This window comes from Thalassospira lucentensis (genome assembly GCF_011806425.1).
Classification (GTDB): domain Bacteria; phylum Pseudomonadota; class Alphaproteobacteria; order Rhodospirillales; family Thalassospiraceae; genus Thalassospira; species Thalassospira lucentensis_B.
In genome coordinates this window covers 25,629-41,421 of record NZ_JAATOV010000006.1, presented here as the reverse complement: position 1 = coordinate 41,421, position 15,793 = coordinate 25,629, and the positions used below count along the sequence as shown (strand labels likewise).

The window sequence follows — 15,793 nt, the reverse complement described above, 5'->3', positions numbered from 1 at the left end:
CTGAAAATGTCGAGAACGGTTATGGAATCTGATTACGTTATTGTGGGTGGCGGTGTTGTCGGGCTGTCTGTTGCCTGGGGACTGCTCAGTCGCGGGAAATCCGTCACAGTAATTGACGGTGATGATGGAAGTTTCCGCGCAAGTCGTGGAAATTTTGGTCTTGTATGGGTTCAGTCCAAAGGCCTCAATCAACCAAGATATGCCCAATGGTCGCAGCAATCAGCAGCAATCTGGAACAGCTTTGCCGACGATATTCATGGCAATACCGGGCACCGCGTGGCTCTGGAGCAAAAGGGTGGCTACAGCTTTCATTTCAGTGAACAGGACCTTTATGAAACAGTAGAACAATATAACCGCCTCAAAAGTCAGCTTGGCGGAAACTACCCGTTTGAAATATTGGGCCACAACGAACTGAAAAAAGAAGAACCGGAAATCGGTCCATCGGTTGCCGGTGCCATCCTTCACCATCAGGATGGGCACGTTAATCCGCTTAAACTTCTAAAAGCACTTGCGCAGGGCGTGCGCAATCAGGGTGGACACATTGTAAATGGCCGCAAAGTTCAGTCTGTTACCCATGACACAAGCTTTCGGCTGCGCTGCGACGATGGATCGGTCATTGAAGGCAGCAAAGTCGTTCTTTGTGCCGGATTGGGAGCAGCGGAACTTGGCCCTCAATTGGGGTTCAAGGCGCCCGTGCGCCCGCAACGCGGGCAAGTGATCATTACGGAAAAACTTCCGAAATTCATGAACCGTCCGTCCCTGATTGCCCGCCAAGTTGATGAAGGCGGCATTCAGATCGGGGCAACCAATGAAGAAGTCGGATACCAGGACAATGTGACAGGGGGCGGTATTGCCGAGATCGCTGAACAAGCGGTGAAAACCTATCCCATACTTTCGCGCGCTCAGATTGTCCGCACCTGGGGGGCTCTGCGTGTGCTTTCCCCGGATGGTTTGCCGATCTACCAGAAAAGTAAAACGATGCCCGGTGCTTTCCTTGTGACCTGTCACAGCGGTATTACGCTTTCGGCAGCGCACGCAAAAATTCTTCCCGATTGGCTCGAAGGTGCGTCCGACGCCCCCGATTTGGAGGTCTTCAATGAAGATCGCTTCTGATTTTCGGGCATTGGAACCGTCAGATACCACGCAGGTCGCGGTTCGCTTCAACGACGCGCCCCTAAAACTCACAAAAGGTGAAAACCTTGCGGCACAGCTTCTGGCGGCCGGTGTGCTTCAGTTCCGTAAAACAGCCGTTTCCGGAAAACCACGCAGCCCCTATTGCATGATGGGAGCCTGTTTTGAGTGCCTCGTTTTTGTCAATGGAACCGCGCGTCAAGCCTGCATGACGGAGGTAACAGAAGGAATGGAAATTGTCATGCACACGGTCGGGAATGGTGATGATGCGTGATTTTGATCTTGTTGTCATTGGCGCGGGACCAGCCGGGATCTCCGGCGCGATAACCGCTGCGAATGAAGGCCTTTCGGTTTTGCTGCTCGATGAACAGCCGCGCGCCGGTGGTCAAATTTACCGCAATGTGGAACGCACAAACCAGTCACGCTCAGAAATACTGGGATCGGATTACACAAAGGGGCTTGGACTTGTTCAATCCCTTAATCGTGCAGATATCGAGCATATCCACGGTGCAAATGTTTGGCAGATCGAAAACCAAAACACGGTTTACTATTCGGTCAACGGCACCGCTTCGGTCTGTCGAGCCAAATGCATCCTTTTGGCGACCGGAGCGATTGAACGGCCAATGCCTGTTCCTGGCTGGACATTGCCCGGGGTCATGACGGCCGGTGCAGCGCAAATTTTGCTAAAGCAATCTGGCATTGTCTGTGAAAACGCTGTCATCGCCGGATCAGGACCGCTTTTATATTTGGTGGCCGCACAGATGGTTCGTGCAGGGACGCCACCACTGGCCCTTTTGGAAACACAAACCAAGACGGATTTCCTTGCCTCCATGCGTTACGTCACAGGGGCGCTGCGCGGTGCAAGCTATCTGGTGAAGGGACTTTCGCTGTTGGCGGAAATTCGCAAGGCACGCGTGCCGCGTTACGTCGGCGTGACAGATATCGCCATCGACGGACACGACAAAGTCGAAGGCATTTCCTTTAACGACGGCAGGAAAAAACACACTATTCCCTGTGGCACGGCGCTTTTGCACCACGGTGTTGTGCCCAACACCCAGGCGGCACGTTCGGTTGGTGTTAAACACCAATGGAATGATCAGCAGCACTGTTTCGTGCCGGAAGTCGACCTGTGGGGACACACCGCGTCGGACGGGATTTATGTTGCAGGCGACGGGGCTGGCATCGGCGGCGCCAACGTCGCAGCGTTAACAGGTGAACTGGCAGCCTTGGACATTGCGCGCACACTGGGGGCTTTGTCAGAAAGCGAACGTGATAAAAAAGCCGCCCCCATTACCCAAAAACGCAACCGCGAACTGGCGGCACGTCCCTTCATAGATCGGGCATATCCGCCATATGCCAATGCCCTGGCACCAGAAGACAGCACGATTATTTGCCGCTGTGAAGAAGTCACCGCTGGCGACATCCGGCAATATGCCAAACTTGGATGCATCGGCCCTAATCAGACCAAGGCATTTGGCCGCTCAGGCATGGGCCCCTGTCAAGGACGTTACTGCGGGCTGGCTGTGACAGAAATTCTTGCGGCGGAAAATCAAATATCGCCAGACCAGACTGGCTACTACCGCATTCGTCCACCAATCAAGCCGGTCACCCTTGGTGAATTGGTCGGACTGGAACTTACTGAGGAAAAGGAATCAGCTGAATGATAGAGCGTATCGAGACCGGAACGCGAATGAGCAAAATTGTCAAACATAACGGGACCGCTTATTTATGTGGTCAAGTTGGCGACGGCGATACGGTTGCGGCTCAAACACGCGATTGTCTTGCCCGAATTGATGATTTGCTGGTTAAAGCAGGATCTTCGCGCAAACAACTTCTTCAGGTCACGATCTGGTTAGCAGATATGAGCGACTTCGCAGAAATGAACGAAGTGTGGGACGCATGGGTTCCAGAAGGATGCGCCCCGGCCCGCGCCTGTGGCGAGGCCAAACTCGCCCGTGAAGCGCTCAAGGTGGAAATGATCGTCACCGCAGCTTACGACTAAGCGGTGGCCTTATCCGTTAATATTTGACGATCTTCAAGCTTGATTTTGCGCGAAGCCGGGTCCGGCACACGACCAGAATTTGAGCCAGAATTTGAGGGCGCCTTGCGTGATTTGGGTGTTGATCCCGCCTGACTGAAAGTGGCCCTGACCCTGCCCAGCAACGAAGCAGTGATTACTGCGGTTGAAGGCGGATCGGGGGCAACGGCGGCATCGCAATTTGCCGTCAGTTCCCTGATTACCCAAGGCCGTCTTGCGCGTGCAGGGTTCCCGACCCCACCGCGCGAGACGCCCCTGCGCCACAAAGAACGCCAACAGACGAAAAGCTCATTGGCGTTGGAGAAGCTTTGTCTGGCGTAATGGTCGCGTGCCCCCTGCCCCTGTTTCCTGGCCCTGTTTCCTGGCCCCGTTTCCTGCCCCAAGTTACCTACCCTGAATGCGTGGTGGGACTTGGCAGCTTGAACTATTTTATTCTTTTCCAAATACAAATTGCGATTACGCAATGCACAATTTCCCATTCGGTTTTAGAAGGCCTCCAACAATGCAGGTCGCGGCTGACGGTGATTGTGTTAGGATAGAGCACGCATAAAAAGCCGTTGTGATACGCACACGCCCATTGGGCGACGGCGATATCCATCAAGACCGATGACCGCATGTGGGGCTTCGCCACCGTAAAGGATCTTCGCCAATGCTTGATGCAGAAATATTGGCACGTATACAGTTCGCCTTCACCGTTTCATTCCACATCATTTTCCCGTCCTTTACCATTGGACTGGCCAGCTATTTGTTTGTGCTTGAAGCGATGTGGCTGCGCACACGTGATGAAACATATCTTTCGCTGTTTAAATTCTGGCTGAAAATTTTCGCGCTTGCCTTTGGCATGGGCGTGGTATCGGGCATTGTGATGTCCTATCAGTTCGGGACCAACTGGGGCCCGTTCGCAGAATTTAGCGGCGGTGTTTTGGGGCCACTTCTGGCTTATGAAGTGCTGAGCGCCTTCTTCTTGGAAGCCGGTTTTCTGGGCATTATGTTGTTTGGCCTTAACCGGGTTGGACCCAAATTGCATTTCACCGCGACCATAATGGTTGCGGTTGGGACGCTGTTTTCGGCGTTCTGGATTTTGTCTGCCAACAGCTGGATGCAAACCCCTGACGGGTTTGTCATCGAAAATGGCCGTGCGGTTGTGACATCGTGGATTGATGCGATCTTTAATCCAAGCTTTGGCTATCGCCTTGTTCACATGGTTCTTGCGGCCTATTTGACCACCTCGCTTGTTGTTGGCGCGGTTGGGGCGTGGCATTTGCTGCGTGATCGCGATAACCGGGCGGCACGGATCATGTTTTCCATGGCAATGTGGATGGTGGCGATTGTTGCCCCGATCCAGATCATTGCAGGTGACATGCATGGGCTGAATACCCTTGAACATCAGCCCGCCAAAGTGGCGGCGATGGAAGGGCATTTTGAGACCCAAAATGGTGCGCCGCTGATCCTGTTTGGTTGGCCGGACATGGACGCGCAAGTTACCAAATACGCCCTTGAAATCCCCAAACTTGGGTCGCTGGTTCTGACCCATGATTGGGATGGCAAAATTACCGGGCTGAATGATTTTGCCCCGGAAGACCGGCCCAATTCCACCATCCTGTTCTGGACGTTCCGGGTGATGGTTGGCATCGGTATTTTGATGGCGTTGCTTGGCTTTGCCAGCCTGTTTGGTCGGTGGCGGAAGTCGCTCTATAGCTGCACATGGTTGCATCGGTTTGCGCTTGTCATGGGGCCAAGTGGCTTTATCGCCATTCTGGCCGGGTGGTTTACCACCGAAATCGGGCGTCAGCCGTGGGTGATTTATGGCGTCATGCGCACATCAGAAGCCGGATCGCCGATTTCGATGACCATGATTGCCGGATCGCTGGCAGCCTTTGTTGCGGTCTATGCCATCGTGTTTGGTGTCGGGACGGCTTATATCTTCCGCGCCATGGCCAAAGACCCGCGTTTTGCCCATTCGCCCAAGGGTGAAGTCCTTCGCGCCGGGAGCCGCCCGGTTGCCGACAGCACCAATCAGGCAGGAGAATGATCATGGATTATCAATTGATCTGGGCGCTACTGATTGCCGTTGCCGTGTTTGCCTATGTCACGCTTGATGGCTTTGACCTTGGCATTGGCATTCTGTTCCCGTTCATCAAAGACCCGGCAAAACGTGGCCGGATGATGAACACGGTCGCACCGGTTTGGGATGGTAATGAAACCTGGTTGGTTCTAGGGGGCGGTGGTTTATATGCCGCCTTCCCGCTGGCCTATTCATTGCTGTTGACCGCGTTTTACATTCCGGTCCTGACCATGTTGCTGGCACTGGTGTTTCGCGGTGTTGCGTTTGAATTCCGGTTCAAAAGCATCAAGCATCAAAAACACTGGGACTTTGCCTTTTCCACCGGATCGATCATTGCCGCAGCCATGCAGGGTGCGATGCTTGGTGCCTTTATCGAAGGGATTGCGGTTGAAAACGCCAAATTCGTTGGTGGTCCGTTTGATTGGCTGAGCCCGTTTTCGATCTTTTGTGCGTCGGCGGTTGTTGTCGGATATGCGCTTTTGGGGACCGGCTGGTTGATCATGAAAATGGAAGGCAACTTCCAAGGAAATTTGCGCCGTTTGGCCAAACCGGCCGTGATCTGGATGGCGGCCAACCTTGGCGTGGTGTCGCTGATGACAAGCTATATCAATCCAAGCTATGCCGCGCGGTGGTTTGATATGCCAAACCTGCTTTATCTTGCCCCGATCCCGATCATTACCGCCGGGTTGCTGTTTTGGCTTTGGCATGCGGTCAAGCACCGGGAAAAGACGGTCTTTGGCATTACGCTTGGTATCTTTTTCCTGAGCTACCTTGGGTTTGGCATTACGCTTTATCCCAATATCGTGCCGCCGATGATTGATTTTAGAACGGCTGCCGCACCGGAAAACAGCCTGGCCTTTATGCTGGTGGGGGCGGCGATCCTGCTTCCGATCATTTTCGCCTATACCGCTTATGCCTATTGGGTATTCCGGGGCAAAGCCAGCGATGAAGGGTATCATTGATGGCCTTTAATCCCTCCCCCAAAAGCCGACGGGTCCTTTGGTTTATTGGGCTTTATGTTGGCGGTGTTGTGGTTCTTGGGGCGGTGTCGCTTTTGCTGCGCAGCCTGATGGGAACCGCGTGATCCCCTGATCAAGTCCCCCCTTGATCATGGAAAAAGCCCGGCAGATGGTTTTCACCGCTGCCGGGCTTTTGCATTAACAGGACTTGGGCCAATCCGAGACTGATTACGCCTCAGTCAGGTAATCGGCGTCAGAAACATGCTCCAGCCAGTCTACGGCTTTACCGTCGACAGCCTCGGCAATGGCGATATGGCTCATGGCGGTGGTGGCCGTGGCCCCGTGCCAATGCTTTTCCCCCGGTTCGAACCACACCACATCGCCGGGGCGGATTTCTTCGCGCGGGCCGCCGTCGCGCTGTGCCCAGCCAAGGCCGCTGGTGATAATGATGGTCTGCCCCAGCGGATGGGTATGCCATGCGGTGCGGGCACCTGGCTCAAAGCTTACGGTTGCGCCGCCGACCCGTGCCGGGGCGGTGGTTTGAAACGGGTTATCAAGGCGCACCGATCCGGTGAAATAATCGGCATTTCCGGGGGCGGATGGCTTTGCGCCATTGCGCTGGATGTTCATAGTGCTTCTCCGATTGCCGAAACTTGGGATTTCTTACTGATTGTGCACACGCTTGATCAGCAGTGCCAAGCGTTCAATCCCATCACGGATGCGTTCGGGCTTTTCGGTGGCGAAGCTCAGCCGTGCGGTGTTGCAGCCCGTATGATCACAAAAGAACGCCTGCCCGGGGACAAAGGCGACCTTGGAGTCTTGCAGGGCCAGTTCAAGCAACTGGCGGCTATCGATATTCTCGGGCAAGGTCAGCCAGATGAACATGCCGCCTTCGGGCCGGGTATAAGACACGCAATCGGGCATGAATTCATCCATCGCGGCCAGCATCGTATCGCGTTTATGGCGATACGCATCGCGCAGGGTTTCCAGATGGCCCGGAAACAGATCGCGCGCGGCACGATAGGCGACTTCCTGATTAATCGTCGACACGTGAAGGTCGCTTGCCTGCATCATCAAAACCAACCGTTCGATCACCGAGCGCGGCGCACAAACCCAACCAATTCGAAGGGCCGGTACGAGCGTTTTGGAAAAGGTGCCGAGCTGAATAACGGTTCCGGCATCTGGATCGCCATTAACTTCATCAAGGGCCAGCAAGGATGGCAAGACGTCCCCTTCGTAAGCCAGTTTGGAATAAGCGGCATCTTCAAAGATCACCGCGCCATATTTGCGCGCCAGCTCCAGCACCGCCAAACGACGTTCAAGCGAATAAGACCGACCGGTCGGATTTTGAAAATCCGGGGCCAGATAGGCAATGCGTGCGCCGCCCGCAAAGGCCGCGTCAAGCTCTTCCAAAACCGGGCCTTCTTCATCCATATTCACCCCGACATAGGTCGGACGGCGCATGGAAAAGGCCTGCATCGCGCCAAGATAGCTTGGCTTTTCGACAATGATCTCACGCCCTGGTTCTAGGAACATGCGCGCCAGCATATCAAGCCCTTGCTGCGCACCTGATGAAATCAGGATGTTCTCGATGCCGCGTTTTGCGCCGGATGCGGCCAGATCATCGACAATCCACTGGCGCAGGGTCGGCAAACCCTCGCTGATGGAATATTGCAGGCTGCGACGGCCAGCGGCCTCATCCGTGGTTAGGTCGGCATAAATCGTCTTAAAGGCATCAAGTGGAAATAACGAAGCGTCGGGCACCCCACCGGCGAATGACGTAATTTCAGGGCGGTCCGTGACTTTAAGCAAATCGCGAATTTCAGATGCGGTCAGGGCACGGGCATCACGAACAATCAGGTCATTCCATTGAACAGTCATCATACTTCTCTTTTAGGTCAGCTTCGTTGCCCTTATTTGGCAAGTAACACTGACCTAAATCAAGTTTATTTTATTAAATTTGTTAATTTTGAAATAAAATTACCCAAAATAACCCCTGCTGCAGTCAGAAGAGGCGCGTCCTCAACGAGGCGCACAATGCTGATTTTCAGCTTTGAGATAAGCGCGTGAAATAATGACCGAGACCAGCAACAACGTCCAAATGCCCACGACACTTCCGACAAGGGCCCCCACAAATGCAATCAACACAAGCAGCCCTTCCCCAACGCCGCCCAATGCGCCCAGAAGGTAAATCAGGGTCTCGATCGATAGCATCGCGAGGACTGAATATAGAATCCAAACCGGTACAGGACCGATCATGGATCGGGACGCCACATACCAGATCGTGCGCCATCCTCGGCGCAAAGCTTGAACAATTCCACCGCTGTCTGAGGTTAAAGCAGCGGGTAGCCATGTTGCGAACAACAGGATCACCACGCACCTCAGCGCCCCGTCCGTCAGGGCCTTAATCCAATAGATGGACTTTTCGACTTCCACATCGCCTTGCGAAAGGATTGCGACATGACTGGGAAGCAACGCAAGGGAACCAATGTCCGCAAGGAAATAAAGCTGCGCAGGAAGAATGATCAACAGTTGTAAGATAAATGCCCTCAGCACAAATTTCAGTAGGTTGGGCAGGTCAAACCTGATGGCACCGTAGAGAGCCCAGCAACACCCGACATACAGAACTAAAATTTGTAGGGTGCCCAAAATGAACATCGTCACCCAATCCAAGTCCACCCCGGTCGTCATTGAAAACAGAACTAAAACTTGCAGGGTGCCAAAAATTACCGTCTTCACCCAATCCACGTCCACCCCGGTCATCATTGAAAGCGGCACCTTCAGACAGGTCTCCGTCAGCACCAAAATCAACATGATGCGCCAGTTTTGGCGCAGAACCTGAAAGCTTTCTTTCCATATTCCGAACGGGCTATTGGCAATCGAAACGCCGGACACGTTCAGGTGGCCTCCGGCTGTTGGGCCTCTGCATCGGGGGCGCTGTCGCTCGGCAAGCGCGCCTCGCCAAGTTGATAGGCGCGCGACAGAACAACGGCGATCAGGACGGTTCCGGTTGCCCAAACCACATTGCCAAACCCGTTCAGCAGAATATCAAACGGCACGAACTGCAAATAGCCAACGTGTATCGTGTAGAAGAGAACGGCGTCGGGAATCTCCAGCGGCAAGAGAAAAAGGCTGATCAAGAACAACGCAACATTCGCACCCGGACCAATGATCAGGCGCGACACCGCATAGCCCATTGTTTTACGCCCGCGCGCCAAGGCACGCCCGATGGACGAACCATCCCCAACCACCGCCGCAGGCAACCAGGTGCCAAATAGGCCCAGCGCCACCAGCATGACAATCCCGTATGCCACCGCGGCAATCAGCATTGAGAAAATAAATCTGGCGTCTTCGCCATATGCTTTGACTTCCGGGGAGCTCATGACCGCGATCATCGCGATAACGGCGGGGACAAAGCCCATCAATGCAATGGCCCCGGTACGCAATAAGAAACGCGGCAAGGTTTTGTTTTCCAGACTGCCGATTGCCTTAAAGCCACTGATGTTTCGCAACACTGTCGCGTGGGAGGCAACAGCCAAATAAGCCCCGGCAATAAATGTCAGATAGATCGGCGTTTGTCCGTCGGGATCAAAGGCCATGATCATGGTATCGACAAGCCATATTGCGATGACGACCGTCGCAAAGATGTTTAGGTTTTGGCGAATGACACTCACCGCCCCGCCCCAGATACTTTGATCGAATTTCATGCCATTCCTTCAAGCCGGTTCAAAATCACATCCTGTTGGACAATGCTGCTTTTGGGCGCACCATCTTACATGTGATAGCAACCACATCTTTCGGGCGGAGTAAACGGCCAACCGACGAACCGTTTGCAGCACGTATCTTGAGGCAGCTTTGACTTTGACTTGCCTTATCTTTACGAACAAATTAAACACCCCCTGAATGTATAATATTATTCGACTACAAAAATTTGTGTAAATATAGAAATCACACTTGCCTTGCGGCTCATTCCGCATTACCCATCAAAGACAAGTGAAATACTTTTATAAACACAAAATTTTGTGTTGATTGATCATCAGGAAAGAGAATGCAGCCTAATCTGACCCATCTTCGCCAGCTTGAGGCGGAGAGTATTCATATCATCCGCGAGGTGGCGGCATCGTTTGAACGTCCGGTGATGCTTTATTCCATCGGCAAGGATTCGTCTGTTTTGCTGCATTTGGCGCGCAAGGCCTTTTACCCGGCCCCACCGCCCTTTCCGTTAATGCATGTCGATACCACCTGGAAATTCCGCGAAATGATTGAGTTTCGCGATAAGGTGGCGGCCGAGTATGGCTTTGAGCTGATTGTTCACATCAATCAGGACGGTGTCGATCAGGGCATTGGTCCATTCACCCATGGGTCGAGCCTGCATACCGACGTCATGAAGACCCAATCGCTGAAACAAGCACTGAACAAATACAAGTTCGATGCGGCCTTTGGCGGGGCGCGCCGCGACGAAGAAAAAGCGCGCGCCAAGGAACGTGTGTTTTCGTTCCGCACAGAAAGCCATCGTTGGGACCCGAAGAACCAACGCCCGGAATTGTGGGATATCTATAACGCCCGGATCAACAAGGGGGAAAGCATCCGTGCTTTCCCGATCTCGAACTGGACCGAGCTTGATATCTGGCAATATATCTATCTTGAGCAAATTCCGATTGTGCCGCTGTATTATTCGGCCAAGCGCCCGGTGGTTGAGCGCGATGGCACGCTGATCATGGTTGATGATGACCGTATGCCGCTTAAGCCAGGTGAAAAGCCCGAAATGAAATCGGTGCGGTTCCGGACCCTGGGCTGTTATCCGCTGACCGGGGCGGTTGAGTCCGAAGCAACCACGCTTCCCGACATTATTCAGGAAATGCTGCTGACCCGATCCAGCGAACGTCAGGGTCGCATGATTGACCATGACGAAGCCGGGTCGATGGAAAAGAAAAAGCAGGAAGGGTATTTTTAGATCATGGCACATCAATCCGACCTGATTGCCGATGACATTCTCGGCTACCTGAAATCCCAGGAAGAAAAAAGCCTGCTGCGGTTCATCACATGCGGCAGTGTTGATGATGGCAAATCCACCCTGATTGGCCGTTTGCTTTGGGATTCCAAAATGATCTTTGAAGATCAATTGGCGGCCCTTGAATCTGATAGCCGCAAAGTCGGCACCCAAGGCGGGGAAATTGATTTTGCCTTGCTGCTTGACGGGCTTCAGGCCGAACGCGAACAGGGCATCACCATTGATGTCGCCTATCGCTTTTTCTCGACCGATAAACGCAAATTCATCGTCGCCGACACGCCCGGTCATGAGCAATATACCCGCAACATGGCAACCGGTGCATCGACCGCCGATGTCGCGGTGATCCTGATTGATGCGCGCAAAGGCATTTTGACCCAGACGCGCCGCCACAGCTTTATTACCTCTCTTTTGGGGATTAAGCATGTGGTGCTGGCGGTCAATAAGATGGATCTGGTCGATTATGATCAGGCAACATTTGATGCCATCGTTGCCGAGTATCAGGAATTTGCCAAAGACCTTGGCTATGCCTCGATCACGGCCATTCCGTTATCGGCCCTTCGCGGCGATAACATGATCGATGCCAGCCCGAACACCAGCTGGTATGACGGCCCGACATTGCTGGCCCATCTTGAAACGGTTCAGGTCGAACAAGATGCGATTGACAAGCCATTCCGCCTTCCGGTGCAATGGGTCAATCGTCCGAACCTTGATTTCCGGGGATTTTCGGGCACCATCGCGTCGGGCAGCATCAAGCCGGGTGATGAGATTATTGTCACCGCATCGGGCCAGACCAGCACGGTCAAAGAGATCGTGACCTATGATGGCAACCTAGACCAAGCCATTGCCGGACAAGCGATCACCCTGACCCTGACCGATGAAATTGATATTTCGCGCGGTGATGTTTTGGCCCAAGCCGATGCCAAACCCGATTTTGCCGATCAATTCGAAGCGCGCATCATCTGGATGCATGAAGACCATTTGCTGCCTGGGCGCCCCTATTTGATCAAGATGGGCGCACAGGTCACCAATGCGCAAATCAGCGACCTTAAATACAAGGTCAATGTGAATACGCTTGAACATATGGCCGGCAAGACGCTTGAGCTTAATGAAGTTGGCATTGCCAATATTTCAGCCGATAAGGCGCTGGCGTTTGATCCCTATGACGAGAACCGCCATTCCGGGCGTTTTATCATTATTGACCGCTTCACCAATGCGACGGTTGGGGCGGGCATGGTCAACCATTCCCTGCGACGTGCGACCAACATCAAATGGCAGGAAATGGACATCAACAAGGGGGCGCGGGCCTATCAGAAAGGTCAGAAATCGGCCATCCTGTGGTTCACCGGCCTGTCGGGTGCGGGGAAATCAACCGTCGCCAACCTGGTGGAAAAAAAGCTGCATGCGATGGGCAAGCACACCTATACGCTCGATGGCGATAATGTCCGTCATGGCCTGAACAAGGATCTTGGCTTTACCGATGCGGACCGGGTGGAAAACATCCGCCGGGTTGGCGAAACCGCCAAGCTGTTTGTCGATGCAGGCGTGATCACATTGGTATCCTTTATCTCGCCGTTTAAAAGCGAACGTCAGCTGGCGCGGAGCCTGGTCGAGAAAGGCGAGTTTATCGAAGTCTTTGTCGATACCCCGCTTGAGGTGTGTGAGCAGCGTGATGTGAAGGGCCTTTATAAAAAAGCCCGTGACGGAGAAATCACCAACTTTACCGGTATCGACAGCCCCTATGAGCGGCCCGAAAATGCTGAGATCGTGGTGAACACCACCAATCAAAGCGCAGAACAAGCCGCCGAAACCATTGTCACCAAACTCGAAGAATTCGGTGTTTTGGGTGCGTGGTATCCGGAAATCTGATCCCGGATCAGATCCCGTTTTAGAAAACCCGGCGTTTGCGAATGTCGGGTTTTCTTTTATCCCAAACACCTAGCCGATCTTTCGCCAAAATCCTCCGCCTGCACCTTACCGATACACCTTGACTCCCGTTCCTGTTTGACCACATAAAAAGAACAAATCAGGAACATTGGTGATGTCAGACAGACGTATTCATCAGGCCCGTGCAGCATTGGCCCGGGCCGAGCAGCAATGGAAAATACAGGTTTCCTGTCTTTCGGGCGGGATTGATGGGGTGATTGCGCGTGGATTTGGCGGGGTGCCGTTGGCCAATCATATCAGCATCGGGGGCATTGCACCGGTGGGGTTGCATGAAGTGATTTGTGGTCATGATGATTGCGCCGCGTCGCTTTTGGCGTGGTATTTGGCCCATCTTGATGCGCCGGGTCATCGTCCTGCGCAAAAGCCGATTTTCTGGGTGCGCCAACGCAGGGCACTGGATCAGGGCGGGTTTTATGCCCTGTCGACGCCGCACGGTGTGTCGGGTCATGAGACGTCAGATCGCGACATGTCGGGCAGTGACTTGTCGAATAGTGACAGGCCCGGCGGTGACATGCTTGCCGGTGACACGGCCACTGATGCGGTTCATTCGGGGCTTTCGGGTCATTCAGGCCATCGCCCCAATCCGTTGATGATGGTGGTCGATCAGCAGATGACCGCCCTTTGGACCGGGGAAGAAGTCGCCAAATCCGGGCAGGTTCGATCGATCATTATCGAGACAACCGATTATGACCTGACCACGGCGCGCCGGCTGCAACTGGCCTGCGAGGCCGGGGGGACGCGCATGATCATACTGCGCCCGGCATCGCGCCAAGGGCGTCTGCCACCATCAAGTGCCTGGACCAGATGGCAGATTACGCCGACCGCGAAACCCACTGAACCTGAAAATGTAAACAGCGAAAACATCACAACACGAGCAGATCAAAACGATCCAACAGGAAATCACCATTATCTCAGCCTGATCGGGGGACGCGGGGTCCGACCGGGAAGCTGGAAAGTAAAGACCGATGCAGCAACGTTTTCTTTATCTATGGCTGACCCATTGGAAAAGCGATTGTCAGACGATCAGCATATCCACGCCTGATCATCCCCGTACGTCTGATGCAACAGGCACATCATCCGCCCACGAGGTGCCGGAGGTGATTACCCGTGCGGATCATAAAGGAGTTCTGGTGTGTGGGGTGAATGAAAGCGCACAACAGGCCGGGCTTTATGGCGGCATGCGGCTGTCAGACGCGCGCAGCATTTTGCCGGACCTTAAAAACACGCCCGAAGACCCCGATCTTTATCACGCCCATCTGGCCCGCATGATCCGGGCGATGGACCGTTATAGCCCATGGGTCGCGCCCGACCGAACCTTGCAAACGCAAAGTTTGGAGGGCGATACGGGCATGTGGCTTGAGATCACCGGGGGCAGCCATTTGTTTGGCGGCGAAGGCCAACTGATTGCGCGCATCCTGCGCGATGTTACAGAGCGCGGATATCGCGCGCGCGCCGCCATTGCTGATACCGCCGGCGCGGCATGGGCAAGTGCGCGCTGCCATCGGGCCCCGGATGAAGACCGCCGTTTGTCCCTGCCCGCCGATCACGCCATTGCGGCGGGGTTTCCTGTATCGGCCTTGCGGTTGTCCGAAGATATCATCGCGGTTTTATCGCGATTGGGACTTAAACATATTGGGGATATTACCCCGCTTCCACGGGCAAACATCACAACCCGACTTGGGCCGGATGTGTTGCACCGCCTTGATCAGTTTTATGGCCGCCTGCCCGAACATCTTAATTTCGAGTTGCCCGATCACCCGTGGCTGATCCGTCAAAACTTTGGCGAGCCCTTGGGCGATGCGGCCAATTTGGCACATGCCATAGAGCGCATGATGGAAAAGCTGTGTGCCGATCTGCGCGCCGAGAACCTTGGCCTGCGGCGGTTGATCCTGCGCTGTATTCGGGTTGATGGCCACGCCCATACCATCACCACGACCACCGGCACCCCATGCCAGTCCGAGGCGCATATCCTGCGTCTGATGGCGGAAAAAATGCCCGGTGTGGATACCGGATTTGGTATCGAGCAGGTGATTTTATATGCGCCGTGGGTCGAGCATGTGGCCTTTCGTCAGGCCCGGCTGGACCGGCAGCAAAATGACACCCAAGACGATGTTGCCCTGGCGCAATTGCTGGATCGGATCAGCCATCATTTGGGGCCGCGCGATGTTTTGTTTCGCCCGGCCCATCACGCCAGCCACCTGCCCGAACGTGCCGCCATTCGCCAAGCGCCAACAGGGCCAACAGGGCCAAGTGCCCAAACCAAACCGGCCCGGCTGGATGACATCAAGCTGCCCCGTCGCCCGGTCCGCCTGATTGATCCGCCAGAACCGGTGGATGTGGTGGCGCGCAACGCGGCAGGGGCACCGACCAAGCTTCGGTGGCGGAAAATGCTGATTGATGTGCTGCGGGCCGATGGGCCCGAACGCATTTGCCCGGAATGGTGGGATCATCTGGATCGGGATAATTATGCCCTGTCGCAGAATACCCGCGATTATTTCCGCATCTGTGATCAAAAAGGCCGGATGTTATGGCTGTTTCGCAGTGGCCATAGCGGGCAGGATATCTGGTCGGTGCATGGATTATTTGCCGGATGAGCCAGCACATGCAGAACACCCAAAGCCCCAAAATCCCCCAAAGTGCGCACA

16 protein-coding genes are annotated in these 15,793 nt (G+C 54.3%); 12 read left to right on the top strand and 4 right to left on the bottom strand.

Features of this window, described 5'->3' with window-relative positions; translation table 11 throughout:
* Positions 1-21: 21 nt before the first annotated feature.
* The 8 genes from HCZ99_RS16845 to HCZ99_RS16810 all read left to right on the top strand — a co-directional run bounded on the left by HCZ99_RS16845 (position 22) and on the right by HCZ99_RS16810 (position 6,318).
* Complete coding sequence (locus HCZ99_RS16845) at positions 22-1,113, top strand: NAD(P)/FAD-dependent oxidoreductase (protein WP_167448183.1); 1,092 nt, start codon at positions 22-24, stop codon at positions 1,111-1,113.
* Positions 1,097-1,405, top strand: coding sequence for a (2Fe-2S)-binding protein (locus HCZ99_RS16840; protein ID WP_167448182.1), 309 nt, complete (start codon positions 1,097-1,099; stop codon positions 1,403-1,405). The genes HCZ99_RS16845 and HCZ99_RS16840 overlap by 17 nt, the downstream gene beginning before the upstream one ends.
* Complete coding sequence (locus HCZ99_RS16835; RefSeq protein WP_217701521.1) at positions 1,395-2,795, top strand: NAD(P)/FAD-dependent oxidoreductase; 1,401 nt, start codon at positions 1,395-1,397, stop codon at positions 2,793-2,795. The genes HCZ99_RS16840 and HCZ99_RS16835 overlap by 11 nt, the downstream gene beginning before the upstream one ends.
* On the top strand, positions 2,792-3,133 hold the full coding sequence (locus tag HCZ99_RS16830; protein ID WP_167448181.1) for a RidA family protein: 342 nt from the start codon (positions 2,792-2,794) through the stop codon (positions 3,131-3,133). The genes HCZ99_RS16835 and HCZ99_RS16830 overlap by 4 nt, the downstream gene beginning before the upstream one ends.
* Positions 3,134-3,271: 138 nt before the next feature.
* Positions 3,272-3,490, top strand: a complete 219-nt coding sequence (locus tag HCZ99_RS16825; protein ID WP_254869685.1) for a hypothetical protein — start codon at positions 3,272-3,274, stop codon at positions 3,488-3,490.
* A gap of 328 nt (positions 3,491-3,818) precedes the next feature.
* Positions 3,819-5,201 (top strand): cytochrome ubiquinol oxidase subunit I, encoded by a 1,383-nt coding sequence (locus HCZ99_RS16820; protein WP_167448180.1) that lies wholly within the window; start codon positions 3,819-3,821, stop codon positions 5,199-5,201.
* A 2-nt stretch (positions 5,202-5,203) separates the two neighbouring features.
* Entirely contained in the window at positions 5,204-6,196 is a 993-nt protein-coding gene (cydB, locus tag HCZ99_RS16815; RefSeq protein WP_439654661.1) for a cytochrome d ubiquinol oxidase subunit II, read from the top strand.
* The gene (locus HCZ99_RS16810) at positions 6,196-6,318 is read left to right on the top strand and encodes a DUF2474 family protein (protein WP_167448178.1); all 123 of its coding nucleotides are present in this window, start codon (positions 6,196-6,198) and stop codon (positions 6,316-6,318) included. The genes cydB and HCZ99_RS16810 overlap by 1 nt, the downstream gene beginning before the upstream one ends.
* Before the next feature lie 103 nt (positions 6,319-6,421).
* On the opposite strand, the gene HCZ99_RS16805 is transcribed toward HCZ99_RS16810, so the two are convergent.
* From HCZ99_RS16805 to HCZ99_RS16790, 4 genes are all read right to left on the bottom strand, one after another.
* Positions 6,422-6,823, bottom strand: a complete 402-nt coding sequence (locus tag HCZ99_RS16805; protein WP_167448177.1) for a (R)-mandelonitrile lyase — start codon at positions 6,821-6,823, stop codon at positions 6,422-6,424.
* A gap of 33 nt (positions 6,824-6,856) precedes the next feature.
* The gene (locus HCZ99_RS16800) at positions 6,857-8,074 is read right to left on the bottom strand and encodes a PLP-dependent aminotransferase family protein (protein ID WP_167448176.1); all 1,218 of its coding nucleotides are present in this window, start codon (positions 8,072-8,074) and stop codon (positions 6,857-6,859) included.
* Between the two features lie 141 nt (positions 8,075-8,215).
* Complete coding sequence (locus HCZ99_RS16795; protein WP_167448175.1) at positions 8,216-9,088, bottom strand: hypothetical protein; 873 nt, start codon at positions 9,086-9,088, stop codon at positions 8,216-8,218.
* Between the two features lie 2 nt (positions 9,089-9,090).
* Positions 9,091-9,900, bottom strand: coding sequence for a hypothetical protein (locus HCZ99_RS16790; protein WP_167448174.1), 810 nt, complete (start codon positions 9,898-9,900; stop codon positions 9,091-9,093).
* Positions 9,901-10,253: 353 nt separating this feature from the next.
* Between HCZ99_RS16790 and cysD the strand changes: the two genes are divergently transcribed.
* The 4 genes from cysD (at position 10,254) to HCZ99_RS16765 (ending at position 15,742) form a co-directional block, all read left to right on the top strand.
* Positions 10,254-11,147, top strand: coding sequence for a sulfate adenylyltransferase subunit CysD (cysD, locus tag HCZ99_RS16785; RefSeq protein WP_254869732.1), 894 nt, complete (start codon positions 10,254-10,256; stop codon positions 11,145-11,147).
* A gap of 3 nt (positions 11,148-11,150) precedes the next feature.
* Positions 11,151-13,070: a sulfate adenylyltransferase subunit CysN gene (gene cysN / locus HCZ99_RS16780; protein ID WP_167448172.1), complete on the top strand. Its 1,920-nt coding sequence runs from the start codon at positions 11,151-11,153 to the stop codon at positions 13,068-13,070.
* Between the two features lie 172 nt (positions 13,071-13,242).
* Positions 13,243-14,190 (top strand): ImuA family protein, encoded by a 948-nt coding sequence (locus HCZ99_RS20520; protein ID WP_175581566.1) that lies wholly within the window; start codon positions 13,243-13,245, stop codon positions 14,188-14,190.
* The gene (locus HCZ99_RS16765) at positions 14,114-15,742 is read left to right on the top strand and encodes a Y-family DNA polymerase (RefSeq protein ID WP_175581565.1); all 1,629 of its coding nucleotides are present in this window, start codon (positions 14,114-14,116) and stop codon (positions 15,740-15,742) included. The genes HCZ99_RS20520 and HCZ99_RS16765 overlap by 77 nt, the downstream gene beginning before the upstream one ends.
* Positions 15,743-15,793: the final 51 nt, after the last annotated feature.